The following is a 25789-nucleotide window of genomic DNA, read 5'->3' as shown; positions in this document are numbered from 1 at the left end:
CAGTGCATTCGATCGGCCAGCCCCGGCAGCGACCAGGACCGGCCGTCGTTGCGATCAGGTGCTCTGGCCGACCGCCTTCTCGGCCTCGGCGATCTCGCTGGCGCGCCTGGCGATGTCGCCGCCGATCGGCGGGCCCTTGAACCGGCGAGCCTCGATGCCGAACCACAACACCAGCAGCAGCACCAGCAGGCCGATGGCGTAGTTGATCAGGATATCGAAGGGCGGCTGGATGCCGGCATACATCAGGACGAGCACGCCGAGCACGGCGATCGCGCCGAGAGGCTTGGACCAGATGCCGAGGCGGAAGGGTCCGAACTCGGTCCAGGTCTTGCCCTCCGCCAGCAGGCCTGCAGCGATCGGCATGGCATAGGAGACATAGAGGAACAGCGCGCAGCCCGCCGCCAGCGCCGCGAAGGCCGGCGAATAGAGCGTCGCGGCGACCGAGAGCACCGCTCCAAGCCAGATCGCCGCCACCGGGGTGCGCCAGGTCGGACTCACGCCCTTCCAGATGCCGGAAGCTGGCAGGCCGCCGTCACGGGCAAAGGCATAGATCATGCGCGAGGTCGAAGTCAGGCCAGCCAGGGCGCAGATGAAATTGGCCAGCACGATGCCAATGGCCAGGACATCCTTGAGCAAGCCCGGCGCGGGCAGGTTGTTGAACAGGTTGAACCAGCCGGCGCCGCCGTCCTTGGCGGTCTGGGCCAGATCCGGGCTGGCCAGCACGAAGGACACGGCCATCGCAAAGCCGAACACCAGCGACCAGAACACCGAATGGATCATGCCCCTGGGTACGGCCACGCGGGCATTCTGGGTTTCCTCCGAAGTGTGCGCCGAAGCGTCGAACCCGGTGATGGTGTAGAGCGGATAGAGAAGACCGACCAGGAAGGCGATGAAGGCAGGCCGTGCCTCGGGCACGTAATTGCCGCCCGGATCACCCGTGTTGTTCACGAAGGTGGTGAGACGCGAGAAGTCCCAGCCAGCGCCCCAGCCCAGGAATGTCAAGGTCAGCACCACGGCAATCACCAGGATGAGATAGCCCGAGAAATCGGTCAGCAGCGTGGTGAGCTTGATGCCGAAATGGTTGATCAGAGCCTGGACCAGCGTGATCAGGCAAACCGCAACGACCTGCGCGGTATAGGCGGAATTATTGATTGCCGCTGCCTGTTCGGCCGTCATACCCGACGGCAAGGGATCGGTGGTCACGGAAGTCCACGCCGTGACGTCGACATGGAAGACGCCCGAGAGCACCAGATCCCTGAACAGCAGCCAGACGCCGACATTGACGGAAGCGACCACGAAGATCAGGCCGAGAAGGTTGATCCAGGCCGTTGCCCAGCCCCAGCCGCGACCGCCGAGAATCGAGGACCAGTGATAGAGGCCACCCGCCGTGGGATAGGCCGAGCCGATCTGCCCGAGACAAGCGGCGACCACCAAGGCAAACACGCCGCCAATGACCCAGCCGATCGTCGCCTCGAAGCCGGAGCCGGTGCCCATCGCCAGCGGAAACGAAGTGATGCCGCCCGCCAGGATGCAGATGATGGAAAAGGAAATCGCAAAATTCGAAAAGCCGCCCATGCGGCGCGCCAATTCCTGCGCGTACCCCATGGAATGGAGGACTTTGACGTCCTCGTCAGTCGATCCACTCATAGAAAGTCCCCCGACTTATGGTCCAGGATCGGTCGACATTGGACCGATAGACATTGGACCGATGGATATTGCCTTTCACACTGCTGTCGTTTCCGGCCGGCGTTCCGGCTCTCTCATTTTGGCGAATCGTCCCCAGGCAGCCCGATCCGCTTGAGGATGGTAGCAAGTTTCATGCCCCATTCTTCCTGCTGATTCGGCGTTGCCAGAAGATCGTTGCGGATTTCGATCATCACGCTGGGAAGGCCCTGGCTTTGGCCATGGCGATCGAGCGTGTGATAGACGCGATCCCCCGGGCTGTAGGGCTCGTTGACCCCGACCACCAGGTCTGCGTCCTCGCGCAGAGCTGTAATCATTGGTCCCGACAAACTCTCGTCGCGATCGAAGAGAATACCGACGTGCCAGGGGCGCTGGGTGCCGTTGTAGACCGGCGTGAAGCTGTGAATGCCGATGACGGCCGCAGGCCCGTCCAGCCGCTTGGCCACCACCGCGGCGGCAACCCCGGCATGGAAGGGTTCATAGACCTCATGCACCCGCCGCGCGCGCTCGGCCTCGCTGAGATCGACATTGCCGGGAATGATCGTGTCCTCGCTCTTCAGGGCAATGGCATCGAAGACCGAAGGATCGCGGTTGCAGTCGATCACGAGGCGGCTGACGGCACAGGACACCAGCGGCGCATCGAGTTCGCGAGCCATCGCACGGGCAACGCCGAGGGCGCCGGGATCCCAGGCGATATGGCGTTGCAGGTCGGCGTCGGACAGGCCGAGCTTGCCATAACGCGCAGGAACGAAGTTGGAGGCGTGCTCGCAGACGAGGACATAGGCTCCCCTACCCCGACCATTGTCCAGGATAGCGGTTTCGGGCTGGGTTTCCCCGTCCGATGTCCCTCCGGCGGCTCTCTCGGCGAGCGATTCTAACATTCATTACGTCCGAGCTTGTTTTTGTATTGAGTGTTATTTTGAGTACAGCCGTAGCCGACTTGTCAATTGTGAAAATTGTGTCCACCTTCCACTCTCGCTTTTCCAGAGGGAGTCGCCTGATGACCAAAAGCCCAGACGCGGCGGCCACGGCAAGCGATGAGACCTTGGCGACGACCATCCGCGGCAAGCTCGGTTCGCTGACCCCCACGGAGCGCCGCGCCGCCCATGTCCTCTTGTCGAACTATCCGTTCGCAGGCCTTGAAACCGTTGCGCAATTTGCCTCGCGCGCCGGCATTTCCGCGCCCTCGATCCTGCGATTCATCGCCCGGCTCGGCTTCGGCGCCTATGCCGATTTCCAGCGTCATCTCAAGGACGAGCTTGAAGCGCAGTTGCAGTCGCCGCTGATGAAGCAGGCCCCGGAGCAGGCCAATGCATCTCCGCTCTCCGCCTTCGCCGCCGCGGTGGTCGCCAACATCACCCACAGCTTCGAAGCGATGGCGCCAACCGAGTTCGATGCGATTCTCGCGATCATCACCGACACCAAACGCCGGCTGCATGTCGTTGGCGGCCGCCTCACCGAAGCTGTGGCGCTCTATACTGTGCGCCATCTCAGGGTCATCCGCCCCGATGTCACGCTGGTGGAGGGACAGGCGGCAACCTGGCGCGACCAGGTCATCGATTTCGGCAAGCGTGACGTCCTGATCGTCTTCGACATCCGGCGTTACCAGGACGACGTCGTGCTCCTCGCGCAGGAGGCAACCGAGCGCGGCGCAACCATTGTGCTGTTCACCGACCAATGGCTGTCGCCGATCGCCCGCTTTGCCCGCCATGTCATTTCGGCACGCACGGGGGTGCCGTCGAACTGGGATTCCAACGCGGCGATCCTGGCGATCATCGAGGCCTTGATGTCCGCGGCCACCAAGACGCTGTGGGATCTCTCCAAGGCCCGCATGGAAGCCCTGGAGATCCTGCGCAAGAACAGCCAGCGCCCGGGTTAGAGCAAAGTGCGATTTCTCCGAATTGCACTTTGCTCTAACCTTTTGTTTTGAAATGCTTTCTTAATCGAAATGCCTATCAAATTCTCTGGAAAACACTCTAGCCCTTCACGGCACCGGCGGTCAGCGAGCGCCCGATATAGCGATAGGCCAGCAGGCTGAGCAGCAGAGGCGGCAGCACGGAGAGGATCATCACCGCCGCCGCCGTGCCCCATTGCACCCCGCCACCGCTGGCCGCGAAGAAGAACGAGGCGCCGACGGTGATCGGCACGGCACTCTGCGTGGTCAGCATCAGGCCGAACAGGAATTCGTTCCAGGCATAGATGAAGGCCAGGATCAGCGAGGAGGCGATGGCCGGCGCGGTCAAGGGGAGCACCACCCGCCACAACACGTAGAAGGTGCTCGCACCATCGACCAACGCTGCCTCCTCGATCTCGATCGGCAGGTCCCTGATCGCGTTGGCAATCAGCACCAGCACCAGGGGCAGGTTGACGAGGCACAGGATCAGGGCGAGCCCGAACCGGGTGTCGAGCAGGGCCAGGCGCTGATAGATCAAATAGATCGGAATGGAGAAGATGATCAGCGGGATGGCGCGCAGATTGGTCACGCCGGGCAGCAGCCAGCGCTGGCCGATGCCATGACGTACGATGGCATAGGCTGCCGGAAAACTGAGCAGAATCGCAAAAAGCGAGCCCAGTGAGGCGGCAATCAGGCTGTTGACGAAATAGTGCGCAATGTCGAAACGGTCGGAGATTTCCAGCACCTTGGCGAAGTTCTCCAGCGTCGGTGCCTCGATCAGCAGGGATGGGTTCTCGGCGATTTCCGCTTCGCCCTTGAAGGCCGCGATCAGGGTGGCGATCAGCGGAAAATTCAGCGCGAAGGCTGCGAGGACAAAGACGATCCAGCGCAGCAGGGTGAGAAGCCGTGTCATGCGCGGCGCTCCGCCAGCTTCATCAACCCCGCCACCACGGCATAGGACATCACCAGCAGGATGAGGGATGCCGCGACGGCCACCCCGATATTGCTGCCGCGGAAGAAGGCTTCGTAGATGTAGATGCTGATGGTGGTCGTGCTGCCGCCGGAACCGCTGCCGGTCAGGACGTAGACATTGTCGAACACCCGGAAGCTGTCGATGAAACGGAAGAAAAAGGTGATGGCGATGGCCGGCGCCATATAGGGCAGGTCGATCCAGCGCAGCCTGCGGAAATAGCCTGCGCCATCGATGGCGGCCGCCTCCCGGATCTCGATAGGAATCGCCTGATAGGCCGAATAGAGGATCAGCAGGGCAAAGGGCGTCCACTGCAACACCTCGATGGTCACCAGCGTGGTGAAGGCGTTGTCCGGACTGAGGAAGGCCGGGCTGTCGCCGGTGAAGAGCAGGAAATAATAGGGGATCACGCCGACGAATTCCTGCAGCACCAGGCGATACATCAGGCCGACCAGAGCTGGGGCCAGCATCATCGGCAGCATCAGGACAGCCATCAGCCAGGGACGCTTGGCCAATAACGGGCTGAGAAAGATGGCGAGAAACAGGCCAAGCAGGATCTGAGCGATCGACGCGCCAATGGCGAATTTCAGGGAAAAGCCCATGGCCTTCCAGAAGGCGCCATCCTGGAGCACGATGAGGAAATTACCGAAGCCTTGCAGGCTCGGGCTGCGCAGGGTCTCGAAGGTCACGTTCGAGAGCGCATAGACGATGTCGATGCAAAGCGGCAGCGCCACCAGAAAGATCAGGAATCCGGTCATCGGGGCGATGAGCAGATAGGGTGTCTTGCTCTTGGCGAGCGCCATCAGGCTGTCTCCGGACAGAGGCCGCTCGACAGGGCGGCCATAACGGCAGGCAGCATGCAAATGCTGCTCCGCCTGTTGCAGCCGCCTTGCTCCCCCTGAACGAGTCCCTTATGCGGGGCGATGGTCAGAGCTATCGCCCCGCGCAAGAAGAACGGTTATTTCTTCAACAATTCCTGCATCTTGGCAGCTGTTTCCTTCAGCGCCGCATCAAGATTGGCCTGCCCCGCCCAGTAGCCGGTGAAATTCTTGGCCTGGGCCTCATAGACCTGCAGGGCACCGGCCGAGGTGCCGCCCGTCATCACGAAACCGTATTGGCCGGCGAAGTCGCCGATCTTGGCAAGATCGGGCCGTTTCGGCAGGGAGGATGTCAGGCTGGCATCGAGCGCCGGCGAACCGCCCGCCTCGGCATAGATCTTCATCGCCTCCGCCCCCGCGAGCCAGGTCAGGAACTTGACCGCCCCATCCTTGTGGGTCGAGGCCTTGTTGAGGCCGAAGCCGAGCCCGTGGATATGGGTTGTGCGCCCCTCGGGCCCCTTCGGCGGAGCCAGCGCATCGATCTTCCCTGCCACCACGGCGTTCTTGGCCGGATTGTCGAGATCGGCCGCCGCAGCGTTCCATTGCAGCATGGTGGCGACCTGCCCGGCACCGAAGGCGGCATTGGCCTCGGCATATTCGTAGGAGAGCGAATCCTTCGGACTGGCGCCGGCATCATAGAGCTTCTTGTAGAGCTCCAGGCTGGTGCGGTAGGCGGGCGAATCCACCGTGATCTTGCCGGTGGCGTCCTGCCAATCGGCGCCATAGGAGCGCGCCATGGTCTGGAACACCATCATGTTGAACAGCAGGTTCTTCATCTGCAGCACGGTGCCGTAGCGCGTCGGGCTGGCGCGATTGATGCTCTTGGTGAAGAACAGGGCCGTCGCCGCATAGTCGTCCCAGGTCCATTCGTCCGGCTTCACCGGCTGCAGCGGCTTGCCGAGATATTTCTGGGCGATCTCGCCATAGGTCTTCTTCCAGCCGTCATCGGCCAGGAGCTTTTCCATCAAGTCCTTGCGCACATACATGAAATGCAAGGACAGGTCGGTCGGCACGCCATATTGCTTGCCGTCGAACTGCATGGTCTTCAGCACCTTCTCGCCGAAGACCTTGGCGCTATCGGCGGGCAGATCCACCGGCTGCATGAAGGGCGCATATTTGCCGAGCGAATAGGTGGCGACCAGGTTGAGATCGAATTCGGTCGACCCCGCCGCCAGATCGGCCTGCAATTTGTCCCAGAAACCCTCGCGGTTGAAGAAGATCAGCTTGACCTTGTCGGCCTCGGCAAGGCCGGAGCGCTCGTTATAGGCCTTGGCGGTTGCACGCAGGGCGGTCTCCTCCGGCCCACCCGGCCAGCCGAGGACCGTGACCTCCGCCAGCGCACTGGTGCTGCCCGCCAGCGCCAGCGCCAGACCGGCCAGCAGCGCTCTGTATCTGTTCCTTCGGCCTCGCTTCATCTCAAACATGATCCACCTCCGATGCGCTTTCTGATTATGGGTCGACGAGATCGGCCACGCCGATCAGTCCCGCTTCTGCGCCGAGCGCGGCAGCACGGAATTCGGGACGGTATGGGGTAGGAAGCGCCGCTGCGTGACTGCGCAGCCGCTCGAGGAAGCCTTCGGCCAGGCCGAGGCCGCCACCGATGACGAAGCAATCCGGATCGACCAGCATCTGCAAGGAGCGGGCGGCGCGGACCAGCGGGAGCGCTGCCCCGTCAACGAGGGCTTCTGCCGCCGCATTGCCAACCCGGGCCGCTGCCAGCAGAGCCGGCGGGTCGGGCCATTGCCCACTGCCAGCCGCCAATCGCGCCAGGGCGGAACCGGCCGCGACATCCTCCAACCGCTGCTCGCCTGCCATGAGATCGGTCAGGATCTGGCCGACATGCCCGGCCAAGCCGTTGCGGCCGGTCAGCAGGCGCCCGCCCAGGACCAGGCCGCCGCCGACGCCGGTCGATACCGTCATGAACACCATGTCGGCGCCCTGTCCGGCACCGAAGCGATATTCGCCCCAGGCGGCGGCCTGGGCATCGTTGACCGCTGTGACGGGCACACCGAGGCGCTCCGTAAGAGCCGCCACGAGAGGATAGCCATCCGGCACCGGCAGGATGGCCGGGTTCAGCGCCGACCAGCAACCACCTGCAATCCGGCCGGTGACAGCGATACCGGCCGCGGCAAAGCGCCCGCGCCACTCGGTTGTGCTTGCGACGACGGCATCGAGCCAGGCCTGCGGGCCATGTTCGCGCGCGGTTTCGACACGGCACTGCGCCAGCACGCTATCGCCGTCGACCAGGGCCGAGAGGGTCTTGGTACCCCCGATATCGATCGCAAGGACGGGCCGTCGCTGCATGGGCGTTCCTAGGGGGATGGGGCGGACGGCGACTTTACCGCCTCGACGAACCAACTGGTGATGTGCTCGGGGCGGGTGATCGCGGAACCGACCACGACGGCATCGGCACCAGCCTGACGTGCAGCCTGCACCTGTGCCAGCGTGCGATAGCGCCCCTCGGCGAAAACCGGCCTGCCGAGAGCCACGACCTGCCGCACGAGATCGATATCCGGCTCCTCCGGCACCGGCCCGCCGACATAGCCGGACAGGGTGGTGCCGATCACGGATGCCCCTGCCTCCACGGCCGCGGCGGCATCCGCCAAGCCGGCGCAATCGGCCATGGATTGGCGTCCGGCGGCATGGATGGCGGCGATCATCGCCGGCACGGGGACGGGGCGCGAGCGCTGCGTGGCATCGAATGCGATGATGTCGGCACCGGCTTCCGCCAGGTCCGTGACGTCCTTCAGCAGAGGCGTGATGAACACCGGCGTGTCTGCCTCGGCCCGCTTGACCAGGCCGATGACCGGCAGCGAGGTTGCCGCCCGCACGGCCCGGACATTGGCCAGGCCCTCGATGCGCAAGGCCGCGGCGCCGCCCGCCACGGCAGCCAGGGCGAAGCCGACGACGATCTCGGTCCGGTCCATGGCGCCGCCGATCACCGGCTGGCAGGACACGATCAATCCACCGAGCGCTCGTTCAACTGCGGATACCACCCAATGCTCCTCGCTTGCTGATGAGGAAGCCTGACATCAATAGAACCAGAATGCAACCTGTTTAATACCAGTTGCGAAATCATTCATGCTTCAGCCACGACGGGCCAGTTCAACCATGAAATCATAGGCATCGCCGCGATAGCGGCTGCGGGTCAGTTCGACCACCCGCCCGTTTTCAAGCGAGCAGCGGCGCTCCATTTCGAGAATGGGCGCTCCCGTCTCGATCTCGAGCAGGCGCCCCTCATGGGCGGTCGCCACATCGGCCCTGACCCGCTGGAGCGCGCGCACCGGCTGGCAGCCGCGCCGCTCGAGCGTCACATAGAGCGAACCTTCGATCAGGTCCGGATTCGGCAGGAACTCTGCCGGCAGGACCGAATATTCGATCGCTATCGGGACGCGATCCGCCAGCCGGAGCCGGTGCAGGCGGCACACCCGTGCCCCCGGCGAGAGCCCCAGGGCCATGGCTTCGGCCGTGTCGGCCACGCCGACCTCGCGACGCAGCCAGGTCGTGCCGGGCACGCGGCCGCGCGCCTCCATGTCCTCGGAGAAGCTGGTGAACACCGTCATCGGCTTTTCCAGGCGCAGCGCCACACTGGTTCGCGCCCCGTGGCGCTGCACCAGCAGCCGTTCCTCGACCAGTCCCTTGATGGCATTGCGCACGGTCACGCGCGACAGATCAAGGCGGAGGGCCAGCTCACGTTCACCCGGGATCATGGCGCCCGCCGGAACGATGCCTTCCGAAATGGCACTGCGCAGAGCTTCCTGGAGACGCCGATACAGGGCCGTAGGGCTTTCGTCTTCCAAGCGTCCCTTGCGCTGCAGATATTCGATCAGGCGCACCACTTCCGGGCTCTCCGTCGGTTCGGCAAGATCGGCGGTCTGGTCGGACGAGAAAGATGAAGGCATGCATACACCGGTATTTTCAGGCCAGGACACAGCGCGATATCGCGGAGCGGCCGTCGATTGCAAAGGCGCGCCACGGCGAAAAGAACGGGCAAGGCATCCTCGCTCAAGCCCGCCGCGCTCGCATGAACGCGATCGCAAGGGCGCGACTGCACTTCCGCAAACCGGTGCGCAGCGTCGCTCTTGCCCCGTTGGACCTGTCTAACACGCAATCTCGATTGACGCATCGGCGACAAGAAAAGGCCGGTCAGCACTGCTGACCCGCCTGCAAAACTCTGAAACCGCATCGAAGAACAGATTTCGTGCTCAAAAAGCGGGAATCTCGATAAGGGGATGCCCAGCCGTGAACGTGCTTTGCTTTAATAGGCCAGCGCCGGCGCAAGCCTCGGCGCCGCCTGTACGGCCGCCCGGCGCAAGCCCCAGCGCAGCAAGGCGCCCGCGGCGGCGAAGCTCGCCGGGTCATCGGCCACACCGCCGCCAGCGGTGGCCGCGTCCTCGAGCAGGGTCAGCCCGACGATGACCACGGCCCCGACGATGGCCACCGTCGCCTTACCCCAATGAATACCCGACGAGGGTTCCGGGGATGCCGGGGGCTTGCGATCGGTATGCACAGGCTGGGGACGCCACACCCGCGTTGCATCGGGAACGGGACGATAGCTCGGTACCAGGACCGGCTCGGGCAGCGGTGGACGCAAATGCTGGTCCGGCTTCAGTTCGATCTCGACCTTGAACTCGCTGGCGACATAGACATAGTCGCGGATTCGCCCGGTCATGCGCGGGTAGGTCAAGGTGGCCTTGAGCACCGGCTCGCCTGCGCTCGATATGCCGGCAGAGAACTGGGCACCCGGCGAATGCGCATTCGCGCGCAAGGTGAGCTGGCATTCATAGGTGACGCTGTTGGACTTGCGGTCCCAACTCAACTTGCCGCCGGATACCAGCTCGCCGAGCACGGTCGAGGTCTGCTGGCGTGCCTGCGACTCGAGCCCCTTATTGCTGTAGACGAGAAGCGGCACCTTGTCGGTCGGCTGCAGGAAGATCGCCCCCTTCAGCTTGACCTTGGCCGAGAAGCCATTGCCCTTGATCTCGATGATCGGCAGGTCGTCGAGCTGATAGCCGAAACCGAAATTGTTCGCGAGCGTCCTGGCCGCCGGGTTGCTGCCAGCATCGGGCTGAGTGCGCGTATGGGAATGGGACGGGGTCGTGCCGCCCCTTGTCGGGATAGGGGCGGGCGTGGGTGAGCTGGGGGCGGGCGGATTGGCGGGTTGTGGCTTCGCCGTCGGAGCCGGGCCTGTCGACGTACCGCGCAGAACCACGCGACGATGCTGCTTCGGCAGGTAGATCACCGCTCCGGCTTTGATGAGGTCGGGATTGACGATGCCGTGTCCGGTCTTGGCCACGATCGCCGGCTCATTGTTGTAGGCATAGATTTCCGGCCAGCGCACCGGATTGCCGTAGTAGCGGCCGGCGATTCCCCACAAGGTATCGCCTTGCTTGATCACGTAACGCCCTGCCTGCACGATGCGTTCTCCCGGAAAAATGGATTTCAGCCAATGAAAGGAATGCCCGGCATCTGAGGCTAGGCCCACTTCTTGACAGGAATATTATGGTTTCGGCCGGAAAAACTCGTACTGGGTCATCGAGACGCCGAACGAACCTACCGTCAATCCAGCCTGATCTGGACGCTCGCGGTATGTCCCCTGGCATCGATCACCGAAAGGCGGGCGAAGCCTTTGCCCGGCTTGTCCCAAACGGCCTCCCGGCGTTCTTCGCCAATCACGATCGGCAGGCCATCGGCAAGCCAGGTGAAGGGCGGTGCGCCCCCCATCGCCTTGAGAGCCAAGGCGGCATCCGGCTCTCCCCCGGCAACCTCGACCCGGGCGCCATCAGGCGGGAAGGAAATCACCAGCGGGGCATCGCCCGAACCGGCGGCGGCGATTTCGGGCAAGGCGCCGGGACGGAAGCGCTGCAAGGCCGGCGGCAATTCCGAGGTCTTGGCAAACACCACGCCCGACGGCGGGGGCTTGAGCGGCACCCGCTTCTCACCAATGCGCTGGAAGGCATCGAACAGGATGGGAGCGGCGGCCTTGCGCCCGACCAGATCCGAGACGGGGGCGCCATCGGGCCGCCCGACCCAGACGGCGACCGTGTTGGCACCATCGAACCCGACCGCCCAGGCATCGCGATAGCCATAGGACGTACCGGTCTTGTAGGCGATCTTGCCGCCAACTGCGTTCTCCGGCGGCGGCGCGCCGATCAGGACATTGCCGACCTGCCAGGCCGCGGCCTTCTCGAACAGGCGATGGGGCTGCGCGCCGAGCGCGCGGTCCTGCGGCCGCCAGATCAGTGGCAGTGCCTCCCCGTCCCGAGCCAGCGCCAAATAGAGCGTGGCGAGGTCGGTGAGCTTGACGCCAGCTCCGCCGAGGCCGACGGCAAGTCCCGGCACCGCATCGGGCGGAAGAGATGGCTCGGCACCGGCGTTCTTCATGCGGGCGATCAGCCGGTTCGGACCGATGGAATTGAGCAGCATCACCGCCGGCACGTTGAGCGACTGCTGCAAGGCACGGCGCATGGTGACGGTGCCCTGGAAGGCATCGTCGAAATTCTCGGGCTTGTATACGCCGAAGCGCGCGGGACGATCATCCACCAGCGTCTCGGGATGGGCGAGGCCATCCTCGAAGGCAAGACCATAGATGAACGGCTTCAGGGTGGACCCGGGCGAACGCAAGGATTCGGCAAGATCCATCTGGCCTGCCCTCGCCTTGTCGAAATAGCCGACGCCGCCGACATGCGCCCTCACCTCGCCGCTGGCATTGTCGACGGCAACGATGGCAACCGAGACGCCGCCGCCCAAGGCGGTCGCCCGCTCGCGCGCCAGGTTCTCGAGCTGCTCCTGCAGGAAGCGTGCAATCGTGGTGATCACCACCGGATTGGGCTCGCTTTTGCCGGCCTGGGCCTGAAGCAGCAGGTCCTGGCGCACCAGCCGTTCGGCGACATGGGCCGCCAGAATCGGAAAGGGCTTGCGCCCCTGCGGTGCCGCTTCCAGCGTGGCGGCCTCTGCCTGGTCGGGATGGAGCGCGCCCTTGCCGGCGAGAAGCCGCAAGACCCGGTTGCGGGCTGCCTTGGCCGCGGCCGGAGCCCGGTCCGGGCGGCGCGATTCAGGGGCCTGCGGCAAGGCCACCAGCATGGCCGCCTCCGCTGTCGAAAGGCGCTTGGGCTCCTTGCCGAAATAGGCGAGCGAGGCCGCCCGTGTTCCTTCCAGATTGCCGCCATAGGGCGCCAAAGCCAGATAGAGGCCGAGGATCTGCTCCTTACTCAGCCGGTTCTCGATCTGGACGGCCCGGATCATCTCCGCCGCCTTGTCGGCAAAAGTGCGATCGGGACGCGGCTCGAGCAGGCGGGCGACCTGCATGGTCAAGGTCGAGCCACCGGAGACGATGCGCCCCCGGCTCACCATCTGCCAGGCGGCGCGGGCCATGGCCACCGGATCGATGCCGTGATGGGAATAGAAGCGCTTGTCTTCATAAGCGACCAGCATCGACAGGAAGCGCCGGTCGACCTCCTCCGGCTTGGCCGGCAGGCGCCAATAGCCGTCCGCCGTGGTGAAGGGGCGCAGCAGCCGGCCGTCGCGATCCACCACCAGCGGGGAATAGGTCACGCTCTCGCCCAGCGGCACCGGGCCGAGGCGCCGGAGCACCTCCGACAGCGCAAAGCCACCGGCGTTCACGGCTACAATGGCCGTGAACAGAAGCGCGCAGAGGATATGGACGCGCCGGGCGGTCATCTCGGTCCGCTCTACTTCTCGGTGACGCTGAGCGTGCCGGTGGCAAGCGTGGCGTTACGCTCGGGCTGATACATGTCCTCCACCGTGGTACCGGGCAGGATGTAGCGGCCCGGTGCCACCGCACGGACGACATACGCTACCTTGGCGGCCTGATCGGTGAACGCGGCGACGAAGCGGTCGTCGCGGAACTCCGAATGAGTGACCTCGGTGAGATCCTTGAGCCAGGACATGCTGCCGGTCTCGCCAGTGACGACCAGGTTCGGATTCTCGATCTCGAAGCCGGCCGGCAGGCGATCGACGAGCAGGAAGTTGCCGGTCTGGTTGTCGCCGCTGCGGCTGGCACTCAACACCACCACCAGCCTGGTGTTCTGCTTCACCTCGGCGGGATCCACGGCCTTGCCGTCGAGCGAGAAGTAGCTGCGCGTCAGGTTCATGCCGTTATTGGCAGCGGGCTCGGGCACGACGGGCGAGCCGGAAACCGCAACCACGGCCTGCAGGGCCGAAGCACCGGGGTTCGAGACCGAATGCGGGGCCTTGAGCGCCTCGCCGCGATAGACCTTGTAGAAGGCGCCCTGCTGCTCCGAGCCATCGGCGATCAGCTTGAGGGAACGGGCCTGGTCCGCGACGCTGCGGGCCGCGAGTACCATCCAGGTCATCTCCTGGGTCGAGGCATAGCGGGATTTGGAGCGCGCATCGGTAATGACCTTGAGCGCCGTCTTGATCACCGGCAGGCTGGCATTGTTGTCCCCTGCAAGCGCCACCACCGCCGCGGCGTCGCGGAGCGGAGAACCGTAATTGCGATAGGCCAGGCTGGTATCGCTGGTCTCCTTCTGGAGCGCCTCGGCGGCCGAGCCGAACGCCTCGCCGGCCCGCGGCTTGTCGCCGAGCATGCCGAGGGCGGCGGCGATCTGGGCCCGCGCCATGGCACTGCCGAACTGGCCGATCTTGGTATCGGCGAGATATTTCAGATCACCCGCCGGCGCCCTGCCGGCCCGGGCCAGCGTGTAGAGGGCATAGGCGATGTCCTCGCCCTTGCCCTCTTCCACGTCAGGCGCATTGCCGACGCGGTTGCGCAGATAGTCGACGGCCTGGTTGAGCGCCAGTTCCGGCACGGCGAAGCCCTTCTCGCGAGCCCGCAGCAGGAAGTCGGTGACATAGGCCGACAGCCACAATTCACCGCTGTCGGCGTTCCACAGGCCGAAGGCACCATTGGAATCCTGGCGTGCGAGCAGGCGCTGTACCGTATCGCCCAGGCGCTCCTTCACCGTGCCGTCGAGATCGATGGCGTTGCCGCCGAGCTCACTGAGATAGAGCAGCGGCAGCGCCCGGCTGACAAGCTGTTCCGAACAGCCATAGGGATAGCGATCGAGATCGCGCAGCAGGCCGGGCACGTCGAGGGCGCTGAACGGCCCCACCGAAAGCGAGACCGCGCCAGTGCCGGGCACCATTTCAGCGACGAGGTCGGCATTGACGGTGATGCCGCCGCCATTGGCGGCGATGGTCTGGATCGTGCGGCGCGTCACCAGCGGATTGGCCGGCAAGACGCCGAGCGTGAAGCTCTGGTCGATGGCGACATTGCCGGGACCCGCCAAAGTGGCAACCAGCTTGCCGGTGCCGATGCCGTTGGCGGTGATGGGAATGTTCACCGGCGTGCGCGAGCCCGCCGCCCCGATCTTCACGGTCTGGTAGAGCGCTGACGGCTGAGCGCCGATCGGCCCTTCCATAGTGACGGCGAGCGTATAGTCGCCCGGTGCGGCCTCGGCGTTGACGAGATCGAGGCGGAAGCGCGACTGATCACCCACGGCAAGGAAGCGCGGCAAAGTGCCGGCGATCACCACCGGATCGCGCACTTTGACGTCCGCCGAGGCATGGCCGACCTTGGTCGGCGTCCAGGCCACCGCCATCACCCGCACCAGACCGTTGAAGGCGGGAATGTCGAAGCTGATCTCGGCCGTGCCGTCGGCACCGACCTCGACCATGCCGGAGAACAGGGCCAGGGGCGCCTGCGTCGGCGGCGGGCTGTTGAAATTGGCCCCGCCGTCACCACCGGTGCGGATCCGCCCCTTCACTCCTTCCATGCCGTCGATCAACTGGCCGTAAAGATCGTGCAGTTCGGCCGAAAGGCGCTTCTGGCTGTAATAGAAAGTCTCCGGCTCCGGCGGCTTGTAGCCCGTCAGGTTGAGAATGCCGACATCGACGGCCGCCAGGGTGACATAGGCTTTCTCGCCGGCAAGGCCCTCGACCTTCACCGGCACCTTGAGAGGCTGGCGCGGCTTCATCAACTCGGTCGGCGTGAGCGTGACCTTGAGCGTGCGTTCATTGCGGTCGATGCCAAACCAGGCGAGGCCGATCGCGCGCGTCGGCATGCGCTTGGCAGCAACGTCCATCGGCCGGAAATGGGTGACCACGACATAAGCGCCTGTGCCCCAATCCTTACCGACGGTGACGGGAACGGTCGTCCCCTTCTCCGGCACGTCGACCAGGGTGGAGGAGAGCAGCTTCTCGCCGACCACCTGCACCGAGGCCTTGCCGGCGAAACGGGCATCGATCTTCACCTGCAGCGTATCGCCGGTCTTGACGCTGGTCTGGTCGAGGGCGACCGGCAGCATGTCGGGCGTATCGGCCTTCTCGCTGGTGTAATAGCCCGCATAGAAGGAGCTGGAGGAGGAAGCCAGCCCATCCGCCGAGATTTCGAGGCGGTATTGACCCCATTGCACCTGCGCGAAGATCTGAGCGGGCTTGTCGGCCAAGAGATCGACCGTGCCACCGCCGACCTTGCGGGCGGTGGTGACAGCCTCATAGTTCCAGCGATTGTTGCTCTTGTACCACTGATAGGTCGTGGTCAGGCGCTTGAGCGTCCAGGTCGCGCCTTTGGCCGCTACCTGGTTGCCCTGGGGATCGACGGCAATTGCGTCGAACAAGGCCTGCTGGCCCTCGGGCACCGTGCCCTCGGCGAAGCCGGGCTTCAAGGCCAGCATCGGGCCGGTGGAGGCGATCGGCAGGGAGGCGCTACGCACGACGCCGCGGCCGCCGCCTTCCTTCATGCGGATGACGAAACTGGCCTTGAGCGGACGGGTGGTCGTCGGCAATTGCGGCAGCGGCACCGTGAATTCGGCATGGCCCTTGTCGTCGGTCTGCGCGAGATCGTCGACAGTGTTCTGCACCGTATCGACGCTCTCGTCCGACAGGCCGAAGGCGTAGTTCTTCCACTGCGAGAAAGGCTGGCTGTCGGTGGAAACGGAGACGTCACCCTCGATGTCGAGGCCGGCGGCCGGGGCGCCGAAGAGATAGCGCCCGTCCACCTTGAGGTTGGCACCACTGGTGCGGTCGATGCGGGTGCCCGAAGTGGCGAGGTCGAACTCGATGCGATCGGGCACATAGTCCTCGACCAGGAAGGTGGTCTCGCCGACCGGAGCAGCCTTGGGATCGGTATAGGCGACGACGCGCCAGGTGCCGCTGGCCGCGGAGGGAATGATGGCGATGTCGGCCGTGCGGCCGCCGGCGCCCTGGTCCTTCAGCACTGTGCGCGAATATTCGACGCCGTCGGGGCGCTGCACCACCATGGTGACGGGTACGTCGGCCAGGGCATTGGCATTGCCGTCGCGCAGCAGGATGGCGGCATGCACCGTCTCGCCGCGGCGGTAGACGCCGCGCTCGACATAAACGAAGGCATCGGCCGGCCCCGGCGGGTCACGGCCGGTGACGCCACGGTCGGTGAGGTCGAAGGCCTGCTGGGTCAGATCGATGAAGGCGTAGTCGCTCTTGTCGTCGGACGCGACCACGAGGGCGGGCTCCTGGCCCTCATTGCCCTTGGTGAGGCCGGCATCGAAGAAGGCGGCGCCGTCGGACCCCGTCTTCACCGAGCCGAGAATCTCGTTGTTGCGGGCAAGCAGTCGGACCGTGACATTGGCAAGCGGCTCGGCCGAGGCGATCGAGCGCAGGAAGACGTGCAGGCCGTCCTTGCCCTTCAGCGTCGACAGGCCGAGATCGGAAACCACGAACCATTGCGTCGCGAGCTGATTGTCCTCGTCTTCCTTCACTTCCCCGGGCTGGGCCGTCATCACATAAAGGCCGGGTTCGATCTTGCCGAGCGCCTCGTCGACCGGAAAGGCGGTGGTGACGTCCTGGTTCGGCGTGCTGGTGAGGTCCATCGTGCCTTCCCAGACCTTCTTGCCCTTGGTGCGGGCGATCTCGCTGGCCTGGGAACCGTAGATCTGGTCGAGGAAATTGGAATCGATCACCGCCGAAATCAGGCTGCGATCGCCGACCCGGTAGAGCGCGAGCTTGGCCTGGGTGGAATTGACCGAGACCAGTGGGATGCCGTTCTGGCCGGTGCGCGGCAGGACATAGCTCTTGCCGACGAACTGCACGGATGGCAGGCGGTCGCGCACATAGATCTCATAGTCGGCGTTCTTGAGCAGGCTCTCGTCCACGGCCGAAGGCAGGCCCTGGCGCACGGTGACCTTGTAGCGCCCGCCATGCTTCAGGCCCTCGACGCAAAGCTTGGTGCCGTCGACCGTGACGGCCGAGACGGGTCCGGGCTCCTGGGTGAAATAGGGCGCGTAATCGGCGACCGCATTGCTCAGCGGGTCGGAAAACTGGAAGCACAGGCGCGGCTGCGGCGCGTCGCTCTCCACCGTATAGTCGGTGATGCGGAAGCCATGATCCTTGCGCACTTCCTCATAGGCTTCGCGAATCTCGGCATTGTCGACCAGGTCGAGGCTGGCGCGATAGGCGTTGAGGGCCGGCCGCCAATCCTCGCGCTTGACCAGCGCCTGGGCGACATCGTTGAGCGCATCGGCCTGTTCCTGCGGCGTCTTGGCAAGCTGATAGGCGCGAATCGAGGCGCCGAGCGCCTTGTAGGGCAGTTCGTAGCCGTCCTGGCTGTTAAAGGGCTCGGCCACCAGCAGCAAATCGGCGAGGCGCTTCCACATTGCTCCGTCATTGGGAGACAGGGCAATGAACTGCTCCACCACCACGGCGGTGTTGCGCGCATTGTCGGAGCTGATAGCCGCTTTCAGCTCTTCCTGGAGCTGCGGCGCGCTCTTCTTCATGGTCTTGGTCAGCTTGGCGATGCTGTCCTTGTAGCTGTCAGCCGCATAGGAATAGCTGTCGGCCTGGAACAGCGGCGCCGCCTGCACCGGGCCGGCGGCCACCCAGCCCAGCAGGGCGAGCATGAGCACGAAAGCCGAGAAAAACCGCACGAAGACGCCTTGGCGCGCTGCCTGCCTGACCATGTTGCCTGTCCTCTTACCCGCCCCTGGGCTTGTTGCGGCGGTCCTGTCCACGCTAGCGAGTCGGCGTGACCGGGGCGTGTCGCCAGTTATCGATTGGGTCCCATCCATAACTGACGACACGCCCGGATCACGCGACATGCACAGGGAACGGGCCACCGAGCCCGCAAGACTAAGGGCGCCCTGGGTCGGCGGCAATCATGATTCAGAGAGTTTTTACCATCTGTACCGGTGGAAACAGCGTGCGTACCGGTGTTTTTGCAGCCGGCTTATTTTTTCCGTGCAAGAGGGCTGGACAACCACGGAGGCGCTGGCTATACACCCGCGGTCTCGCGGCGGCCTCGGCTGACTCGCCGGATGCCTAGGTAGCTCAGTTGGTAGAGCATGCGACTGAAAATCGCAGTGTCGGTGGTTCGATTCCGCCCCTAGGCACCATCTCTCTCCGCAGACATCCAAAATCATCGAAATCCCTGAAAACGCTTCAACGCCAAAGCGCGCGTTCTTGCGTACCCAACCCATCCGCTCGCAGATGCGAAAGTCTGCAATGGTCTACGCATTGCGACCCTCCACAGGGACGCGGTGATCCTCAACGCGAAACGGGCAGCCTGCCGGCAAGGCCCGGCAAAGTGCGCGCCCACAACCGAACATTAACCCCACGCCCGAACACTGTACCGGAAAGCGTAACGGTGGGGGCTGACATGGACTTACGCAACGCGGCGAACGTGATTGATGCGCGCCAGGCGTTTCTCGATGCCGAGTTCGATTTCATCTGCCGCCTCCCGCCAGGATATGCTGCGCCAACCTCGGGCGGCTCGCCGCCGGCAGATCTGTCCGCCTACCGTCAAGCCAAGGCCGCTGCGAGCCAATCAAGCGTTGAAACGATCGCACCGCCCCGGTCGCAACAAATCTAGCTGGTCACACGCCAGATGCACCGATAGCCGTGAGCAATGCGAATTGACCTGCACGATGCCCGTCATTCCGCGAGCGCCCGCTCCGTCTGCTATGCACCAGTCCAGACCGTACATCCTGTTGGGAATGGGCCGCGTCATGCGGAAAAGCATCGAGCCCTCCGCTGCCTGCTCGACTGATCGAGTGGCGAAGAGGTCCATCGGAGGCGAGTGGGAGGTGATACGCCTGTATCGGCACGATATCGCCGGACCCGTTTTCAGCCCGTGCTGCACAACGCAATTCCGGACCGCCACGCTCGCAGGCATTTACATCATGGGAGAGGCGAACAAAGCCCCGGTCAGAAAGAACTCAGCCCTTCTGATCGGGGAGCGAAGTTTGATTAGGGGTCATCGGCCCGGGCGCCTCGGCCATGGGCGGATCCGTGCGCTCAGGCCTGGCCGGCAATCTGATAAAAGCCGAGGATTGCTCTTCGCAGGCCCCGCGGACGCCAGCCTGTCACCTGTTTAGCACGGGATCAGGGCAAGAGTTTGAAACGCACGGAGCACCCGATGGATGCAGCCCCGTCGCAGCTATTGCCAGGTCCAACGATTGTTCAGCCCCTGCCCGCGCTCCAGCGTTGGATTGTCCCCCCATTTGCGCTCGGCCCAGGTTTCGTAAAGGGCCAGATCGAGCGCATTGTCCTGCAGGATCTTCCGGCGCAGTGCCTCGCCAATATCCTGACTGCGCAGCGCATTGGTGGGCGCAGCATTCTCATGGGGCAGTTTCTCGAACTTCCAGCCGATATCCTGGGTCATCTGCTCCATCACCGCATCGCAATTGCGATAGTCACCGACGAACCAGAACGTCTCGAATTGCCTGGACAGGAATTCGAACCTCTGGCGCTGGCTCATCTTGCGGATGCCCAGGGAGGACAGGCCGAAATAATGCCTGAAATAGAAGCGGCTGATGCGGTTGTGCTTGTTGGTCGGATACCATTGCTCGAAGGACATGCCCACGATCCGATGCCTCTCGGGCGTCTTCTGCAGGAAATTGTAGAGCGAGACATAGAAGGACACCGGTTCCCGCAGCAGGCCGACCTCCCGGATGATGCGGCCTTCGAAACCTCGGGCGGCCGTGCGCGGCAATCTGTGGCCGAACAGGATACGGATCTCGTCGCGATCGGCTTGGGGCACGCGGTTCGCAGGATCGAGCCAAGGCCGTTGCTCGGGCTTGGAATAGATCACGGCGGAACCGCGCGGCGGAACATCGTGCAGGAGATAGTCCCTCACGCTCAGGCCGGCGCATTTCAGGATATGCGGAAAGAGATAGACGGTGGTGTTGCTGCTCATCAAGTCTCGCCAGGCTCAGCCCTTTCCCGGCACCGGCCGGAAGAGTTGACCCTCTCACCCCTCATTTCTTGGCCAGGGGAACTTTCGTGCCGCATTGACCATGGTGTCATTCGATCTTCTGTGCCGCCCCAGCCGGACAATTCTAGACCGATGGGCCATCGGCAGTCACTACAAGGATCGACTACATATAGTAAGTCGGCGACGAGGCAACGAGCCTGTTCGCGAGGGCACGCTTGACTGCAACCAATCGTGTATGCCTCCTCGGGGACGACAGGGCTGGACAAATGAGAACGGCCCGTCCTCACGGACGGGCCGTTCGATCGTCGTGCCGCTCGCCTCAGACCTTCCGGCGCCGGCGATACTGGTCGATCACCACGGCGCCCACGATGATGGCGCCGAGCACGATCTGCTGCAGGGAGGCGGGAACGCCGAGGAAGGTGAAGCCCGAGGTCACCACCGAGAGGATGAGGAGGCCTATCACCGTGGAGGTGATACGTCCCACGCCGCCGGAGAGCGAGGTGCCGCCGATCACCACCGCCGCGATGGCCTGCAGCTCGTAGCCGAGGCCTGCACCGGCCTGGCCCGAGCCGGCCCGGGCGATCTGCACCACACCGGCCAGGCCCGAAAGCAGGCCGGCGAAGCCGTAGACCTTGACCAGGTGCCACTTCACATCGATGCCCGAAACACGGGCGGCCTGCATGTTCGAGCCGATGGCATAGGTGAACTTGCCGTAGCGCGTGTAGCACATGGCGATGTGGAAGATCAGCGCCACCACCAGGAAGATCACCGTCGGCACGTCGACGGAGAAGCCGAAGAGCTCCACCGGCGAACCAATGATGCGGAAGGAGGGCGTGAAGGTGCTGACGGGCTGGCCATTGGTGTACCAGGTGGCGAAACCGCGCGCCGAGACCATCATGCCCAGCGTGGCGATGAAGGGCGGCACATTGGCGTAGGCGATCAGCGCGCCGTTGATGACACCGGCAAGCAGCCCCGTCGCCAGGCCCGCCAGCACGGGAATGATGAAGGGCAGGTCGGTGAGGTGGGGATAGACCACGGAGCGGGCCGTGCTCACCTGCGCGAGCGAGGCGGCGATCATGGCGGTGGCGCCCACCACGGAGCCGGAGGACAGGTCGACGCCGCTGGTGATGATGGTCTGCGCCACGCCCACCGCGATGATGCCGATCACCGCCACCTGCAGGAAGATGATGCTCAGGCGCCCCGCATTGAAGAAGAAGCTCTGGCTCTTCAGCGGCCAGCCGATGAGCTCGAATATCGCCACGATGACGGCGAGAACCGCCAGGATGCTCAGTTCCTGCGGCAGCCGGCGATGCGGTTTGGCGCTGGATATCTGCGGCGATTTGCCGGCAGCCTCATTCGCGGACATGGGATCCTCCAATTCTATCGCTAAGCGCCTCACGGCGCATCGTATCGGGGTTCTTCCAATTCCAGGGCCTCGCGCCTCAGCGCGCGGCCAGTTCCATGATCTTGACCTGGTCCGCCTCGGAGCGATCGAGGATGCCGGTGGCATGGCCGGCATGCATGACGAGGATGCGGTCGCTCATGCCCAGCACCTCGGGCAGTTCCGAAGAGATCATGATCACCGCCACGCCCTCGCCCGCCAGCTTGCTGATCAGGCGGTGGATCTCGGCCTTGGCGCCGACATCGATGCCGCGCGTCGGCTCGTCGAGGATGAGTATCTTCGGCTTGGTCAGGAGCCAGCGGCCGATCAGCACCTTCTGCTGGTTGCCGCCGGACAGGTTCTCGATGCGCTCATGCAAGTTCGGCGTCTTGACGCGCAGCGCCGCGCTCATCTCGGTACAGGCCGGCGTCACCTCGCCCGAGGCGACGAAGCCAGCCTTGACGTAGCGCTGCGTCAGCACCGCCATCTGCATGTTCTCGAGGATATCGAGGATGAGAAAGCAGCCGGTATCCTTGCGGTCCTCGGTGAGGAACGCCATGCCCTGGCGCATGGCGACCGCAGGCGAGGAGATGGAGACGGGCTTGCCGAAGATCTCGATCGTGCCGGAGGAGGCCGGCGTCACGCCGAACAGGGCCTCCGCCACATTGGAGCGCCCTGCCCCGACCAGCCCGGCGAAACCGAGGATCTCGCCGGCACGCAGGTCGAAGGAGACATCGTGGAAGACGCCGTCGAGCGTCAGGTTCTTCACCGACAGGACCACGTCGCCGATCGGCACCGTCTCCTTGGGGAACATCTGGGTGATCTCGCGGCCGACCATGCGGCGGATGATCTCGTCGCGCGTGAGATTGGCAGCAAGGTCCGTGCCGATATATTTGCCGTCGCGGAAGATCGAGACCTCGTCGGCAATCTCGAAGAGCTCGTTCATCTTGTGCGTGATGTAGACGATGCCCTTACCTTGGGCCTTGAGGTCGTGGATGATCTCGAACAGATGCGCGACTTCCGTCTCGGTCAGGGCCGAGGTCGGCTCGTCCATGATCAACACGTCGGAATTGTAGGAAATCGCCTTGGCGATCTCGACCATCTGGCGATTGGCCACCGACAGCGAGCCGACGGGCACGGTGGGGTCGATCCTGATCTTGAGCTGCTCGAACAGCTTGGCCGTGCGGCGGTTGAGCTCGCCATGGTCGACGAAACCCAGCCGGGTCAAAGGCTCGCGCCGGATCCAGACGTTTTCCGCCACCGTCATGTACTGCATCAGGTTCAGCTCCTGATGGATCATGGCGACGCCTTGCTGGAGCGCATCGAGAGGCCCGGAGAACTGCACCTCCTGCCCACGCAGCTTCATCACGCCGCCGTCGCGCTGATAGACGCCGGCGATGATCTTCATCAGCGTCGACTTGCCGGCGCCGTTCTCGCCCATCAGGGCATGCACCGTGCCGGGACGCAGTTTGAAGGAGACATTGTCGAGTGCGAGCACGCCGGGAAAGCCCTTGCGTACGCCCTCCACCTCGATGAGATAGGCGGAGTCCGAGGTACCGCGGCTCGGCGCCGCCGATTGCACTACAGCCATCCTTGTTCTCCCTCATGCCGGCGCCCGAGCTGGCGACGTGTTTCATCGGCCCGGAACCAGGGTCCGGTCATTGCCGCGTCTGGCGAGAAGATCGTGAGCTCCCCCCGGCCTTGGGCCGGAGGGCCCTTATGCAGTTCGATCAGTTCTTCTTGAGGTAGTTGTCGATATTGGCCGGGGTCACCAGCTCGAAAGGCACCCAGACCATGGCGTCGACCTTCTCGCCCTTGGCAAGCTTCAGAGCCGTATCGACGGCGCCCTGGCCCTGGCCGGCGGCGTTCTGGAACACGGTGACCTGCAGGTCGCCATCCTTCATGGCGCCGAGGCCGTCCTGCGTGGCGTCCACGCCGCCGACGAGCGTCTTGCCGCCGGCGAGGCCGGCCTGCTTGAGCGCCTGGATGGCGCCGATCGCCATTTCGTCATTGTTGGAGATCACGGCAGCCGGCTTGATGCCCGAGGTCAGCCAGTTGGTCATCAGGTCGATCGCCTGGGTGCGGTCCCAGTTGGCCGTCTGCTTCTGCAGGATCTTCATGCCCGTGCAGGGCTCCTTGGCGATCACGTCCTCGACGTCCTGCGTGCGCTGGCGGGCGGCCTGGTTCGACAATTCGCCCATGATCACCACGATATCGCCCTTGCCGCCGAGGAGCTTGCAGATCTCCTTGGTTTCGAGGGTACCGGAATCAACCTCGTTCGAACCGACGAAGGCGACCTTCTCGGGCAGCTTCTCTTCGGAGGGCATGCGGTTGACATAGACGAGCGGGATGCCGGCTTCGGTGGCGAGCTTGGTCATCTGCGGGGTGGCGTCGGTGTCGACCGGGTTGACGATGATGGCGTCGACCTTCTGGGCGATGAAGTTCTGGATCTGGCTGAGCTGCTTGTTGACGTCGTTCTGACCGTCCTCGATCTGGAGGTTCACGCCGGACTTGGTCTTGGCATAGTCGGTCATGCCGTTGCGCAGCACGGTGAGGAAATTGTCGTCGAACTTGGCCATGCTGACACCGATATTCTCGGCATAGGCCGTGCCACACAACAAGGCCGTTGCGGCAAGCGCGAAAAGGGTCCGTTTCATCGTGTCTCCTCCCTGGGTCGGATGTCCGGCAGCACCCGTCATTTTCCGGATAATCCCCTTGCGGGGAATTGGTGGATCGTTGGAGCGTTTGCGGTTCGCCGGGATAGCCCCGGCATCGCAAAGACGCGTAGAAACAAAGAATTGGAAAACGCGTCGACGGATGAACGCGCTTTGCCCTAGGAAACCAAGCCCGCCGTAATCAGTGCCATGCTCGCGGCAAGACGAGCCTGGACCTGTTTGGCGTCCATTTGCTGGATGCTTTCGGCGAAAGGCTCGAAGGAGAGCGCACCGGCATAACCGCCGGCACGCAGCGCCTCGATCTGAGCGACATTGCCCAGACGATCATCCGCTCCCACGAGACCGCGATGGCTGTCGCGCATCTCCCCCACTGCCACGGACGCATCGTCCACGCCGGAGATATGAACCAGCCCTGTGCGGTCCGGGAACAACGCCGCCTCGCCCGCGAGATGATGATGGAACGTATCATGCACCAGTTTGAAGGTCTGTGCACCATCGACGGCATCGATGGCGGCGACGGCTTCGGACTTCAAGCGCAGGGAACAGATCTCGAAACCGAGGGGTTCGACGAAGCCGGTCAGCCCGCGCTCCAACAGGATCGGCTTCAGCGCTGCCAGGGCCTCGATCAGGCGGGGAAGGCGCTCCTCGTCGCCGCGCCCTTCGCCATCATTGCGGGGCACGAGCACCAGGGCCCTGGCGCCCGCACCGGCCGCATAATCGGCAAGCTCTTCGGCTTCCGATGCGCGTGCCTCGCTCCAATCGTTGAAGCGCTGCAAGGCATTGATCGACAGGATTTCGACACCGGCGCGCTGCGCCTCCTCCCTTACCGAGGCTGCTGGCGTCCCGTCGAGGATGGCGTTGCCGGCAAGATCGTTGCGGATCTCGACCCTGGCGATTCCAAGATTGCGGGCAAGTGCGAAGAATTCGGCAGGCCGTAGCTTCGGCGCGGCCATATGGTTGAGAGCGAAGGGTTCGGCTCCGCTTGTCATGAAACACTCCTTGCAGGCGCAAGCGCCCTATTTCCAACCACGCCGGCGCCGTTTGTAGCGCCATGTGCTCTTGTACCGGTCATCAAAAATAGAATGATTGGACCGTTTTTGAACTTAATTGGAATTAATATTCTATTTTTGCACTGCCCT

16 protein-coding genes, 1 tRNA gene and 1 pseudogene are annotated in these 25789 nt (G+C 64.1%); 3 read left to right on the top strand and 15 right to left on the bottom strand.

Annotated features, from left to right (window positions below):
* Window positions 1-54: 54 nt before the first annotated feature.
* Window positions 55-1647, bottom strand: a complete 1593-nt coding sequence (locus tag BA190_RS13365; RefSeq protein WP_068287585.1) for an amino acid permease — start codon at window positions 1645-1647, stop codon at window positions 55-57.
* Window positions 1648-1760: 113 nt separating this feature from the next.
* The gene (locus BA190_RS13360) at window positions 1761-2564 is read right to left on the bottom strand and encodes an N-formylglutamate amidohydrolase (protein WP_068287583.1); all 804 of its coding nucleotides are present in this window, start codon (window positions 2562-2564) and stop codon (window positions 1761-1763) included.
* A 119-nt stretch (window positions 2565-2683) separates the two neighbouring features.
* Here BA190_RS13360 and BA190_RS13355 point away from each other — a divergent pair, with 119 nt between their 5' ends.
* Window positions 2684-3562 (top strand): MurR/RpiR family transcriptional regulator, encoded by an 879-nt coding sequence (locus tag BA190_RS13355; protein ID WP_068287580.1) that lies wholly within the window; start codon window positions 2684-2686, stop codon window positions 3560-3562.
* A gap of 97 nt (window positions 3563-3659) precedes the next feature.
* On the opposite strand, the gene BA190_RS13350 is transcribed toward BA190_RS13355, so the two are convergent.
* The 8 genes and pseudogenes from BA190_RS13350 to BA190_RS13315 all read right to left on the bottom strand — a co-directional run bounded on the left by BA190_RS13350 (window position 3660) and on the right by BA190_RS13315 (window position 18342).
* Window positions 3660-4490 (bottom strand): carbohydrate ABC transporter permease, encoded by an 831-nt coding sequence (locus BA190_RS13350; RefSeq protein WP_068287573.1) that lies wholly within the window; start codon window positions 4488-4490, stop codon window positions 3660-3662.
* A complete protein-coding gene (locus BA190_RS13345; protein ID WP_068287570.1) occupies window positions 4487-5350 on the bottom strand; it encodes a carbohydrate ABC transporter permease in 864 nt (287 codons plus the stop codon). Before BA190_RS13345 ends, BA190_RS13350 begins: the two co-directional genes overlap by 4 nt.
* A 155-nt stretch (window positions 5351-5505) precedes the next feature.
* Window positions 5506-6849 (bottom strand): extracellular solute-binding protein, encoded by a 1344-nt coding sequence (locus tag BA190_RS13340; RefSeq protein WP_371260318.1) that lies wholly within the window; start codon window positions 6847-6849, stop codon window positions 5506-5508.
* A gap of 25 nt (window positions 6850-6874) precedes the next feature.
* Window positions 6875-8421, bottom strand: a pseudogene (locus BA190_RS37210) (putative N-acetylmannosamine-6-phosphate 2-epimerase).
* A 90-nt stretch (window positions 8422-8511) separates the two neighbouring features.
* Complete coding sequence (locus BA190_RS13330; RefSeq protein ID WP_082979705.1) at window positions 8512-9327, bottom strand: GntR family transcriptional regulator; 816 nt, start codon at window positions 9325-9327, stop codon at window positions 8512-8514.
* A gap of 356 nt (window positions 9328-9683) precedes the next feature.
* On the bottom strand, window positions 9684-10841 hold the full coding sequence (locus tag BA190_RS13325) for a LysM peptidoglycan-binding domain-containing protein (RefSeq protein ID WP_162275104.1): 1158 nt from the start codon (window positions 10839-10841) through the stop codon (window positions 9684-9686).
* A gap of 143 nt (window positions 10842-10984) precedes the next feature.
* A complete protein-coding gene (gene pbpC, locus BA190_RS13320; protein ID WP_068287565.1) occupies window positions 10985-13105 on the bottom strand; it encodes a penicillin-binding protein 1C in 2121 nt (706 codons plus the stop codon).
* An 11-nt stretch (window positions 13106-13116) separates the two neighbouring features.
* Window positions 13117-18342 (bottom strand): alpha-2-macroglobulin, encoded by a 5226-nt coding sequence (locus BA190_RS13315; RefSeq protein ID WP_068287563.1) that lies wholly within the window; start codon window positions 18340-18342, stop codon window positions 13117-13119.
* A gap of 356 nt (window positions 18343-18698) precedes the next feature.
* Between BA190_RS13315 and BA190_RS13310 the strand changes: the two genes are divergently transcribed.
* Both BA190_RS13310 and BA190_RS13305 read left to right on the top strand, forming a co-directional pair.
* A tRNA-Phe gene (locus BA190_RS13310) sits at window positions 18699-18774 on the top strand.
* A gap of 263 nt (window positions 18775-19037) precedes the next feature.
* Window positions 19038-19250 (top strand): hypothetical protein, encoded by a 213-nt coding sequence (locus BA190_RS13305; protein ID WP_068287560.1) that lies wholly within the window; start codon window positions 19038-19040, stop codon window positions 19248-19250.
* Window positions 19251-19817: 567 nt separating this feature from the next.
* Here BA190_RS13305 and BA190_RS13295 read toward each other — a convergent pair.
* From BA190_RS13295 to BA190_RS13275, 5 genes are all read right to left on the bottom strand, one after another.
* Complete coding sequence (locus BA190_RS13295) at window positions 19818-20576, bottom strand: hypothetical protein (protein WP_068287554.1); 759 nt, start codon at window positions 20574-20576, stop codon at window positions 19818-19820.
* 337 nt (window positions 20577-20913) lie between these two features.
* Entirely contained in the window at window positions 20914-21960 is a 1047-nt protein-coding gene (locus BA190_RS13290) for an ABC transporter permease (RefSeq protein ID WP_068287550.1), read from the bottom strand.
* Between the two features lie 76 nt (window positions 21961-22036).
* Complete coding sequence (locus BA190_RS13285; protein ID WP_068287547.1) at window positions 22037-23566, bottom strand: sugar ABC transporter ATP-binding protein; 1530 nt, start codon at window positions 23564-23566, stop codon at window positions 22037-22039.
* Between the two features lie 139 nt (window positions 23567-23705).
* Window positions 23706-24632 carry a sugar ABC transporter substrate-binding protein gene (locus BA190_RS13280; RefSeq protein WP_068287544.1) on the bottom strand — a complete coding sequence of 309 codons (927 nt, stop codon included), beginning with the start codon at window positions 24630-24632 and terminating at the stop codon, window positions 23706-23708.
* 176 nt (window positions 24633-24808) lie between these two features.
* Complete coding sequence (locus BA190_RS13275) at window positions 24809-25639, bottom strand: TIM barrel protein (protein ID WP_068287540.1); 831 nt, start codon at window positions 25637-25639, stop codon at window positions 24809-24811.
* Between the last annotated feature and the right edge of the window lie 150 nt (window positions 25640-25789).

Source organism: Labrys sp. WJW, from assembly GCF_001676615.1.
Lineage (GTDB): Bacteria > Pseudomonadota > Alphaproteobacteria > Rhizobiales > Labraceae > Labrys > Labrys sedimenti.
This window is presented reverse-complemented; position numbering and strand designations above follow the sequence as displayed.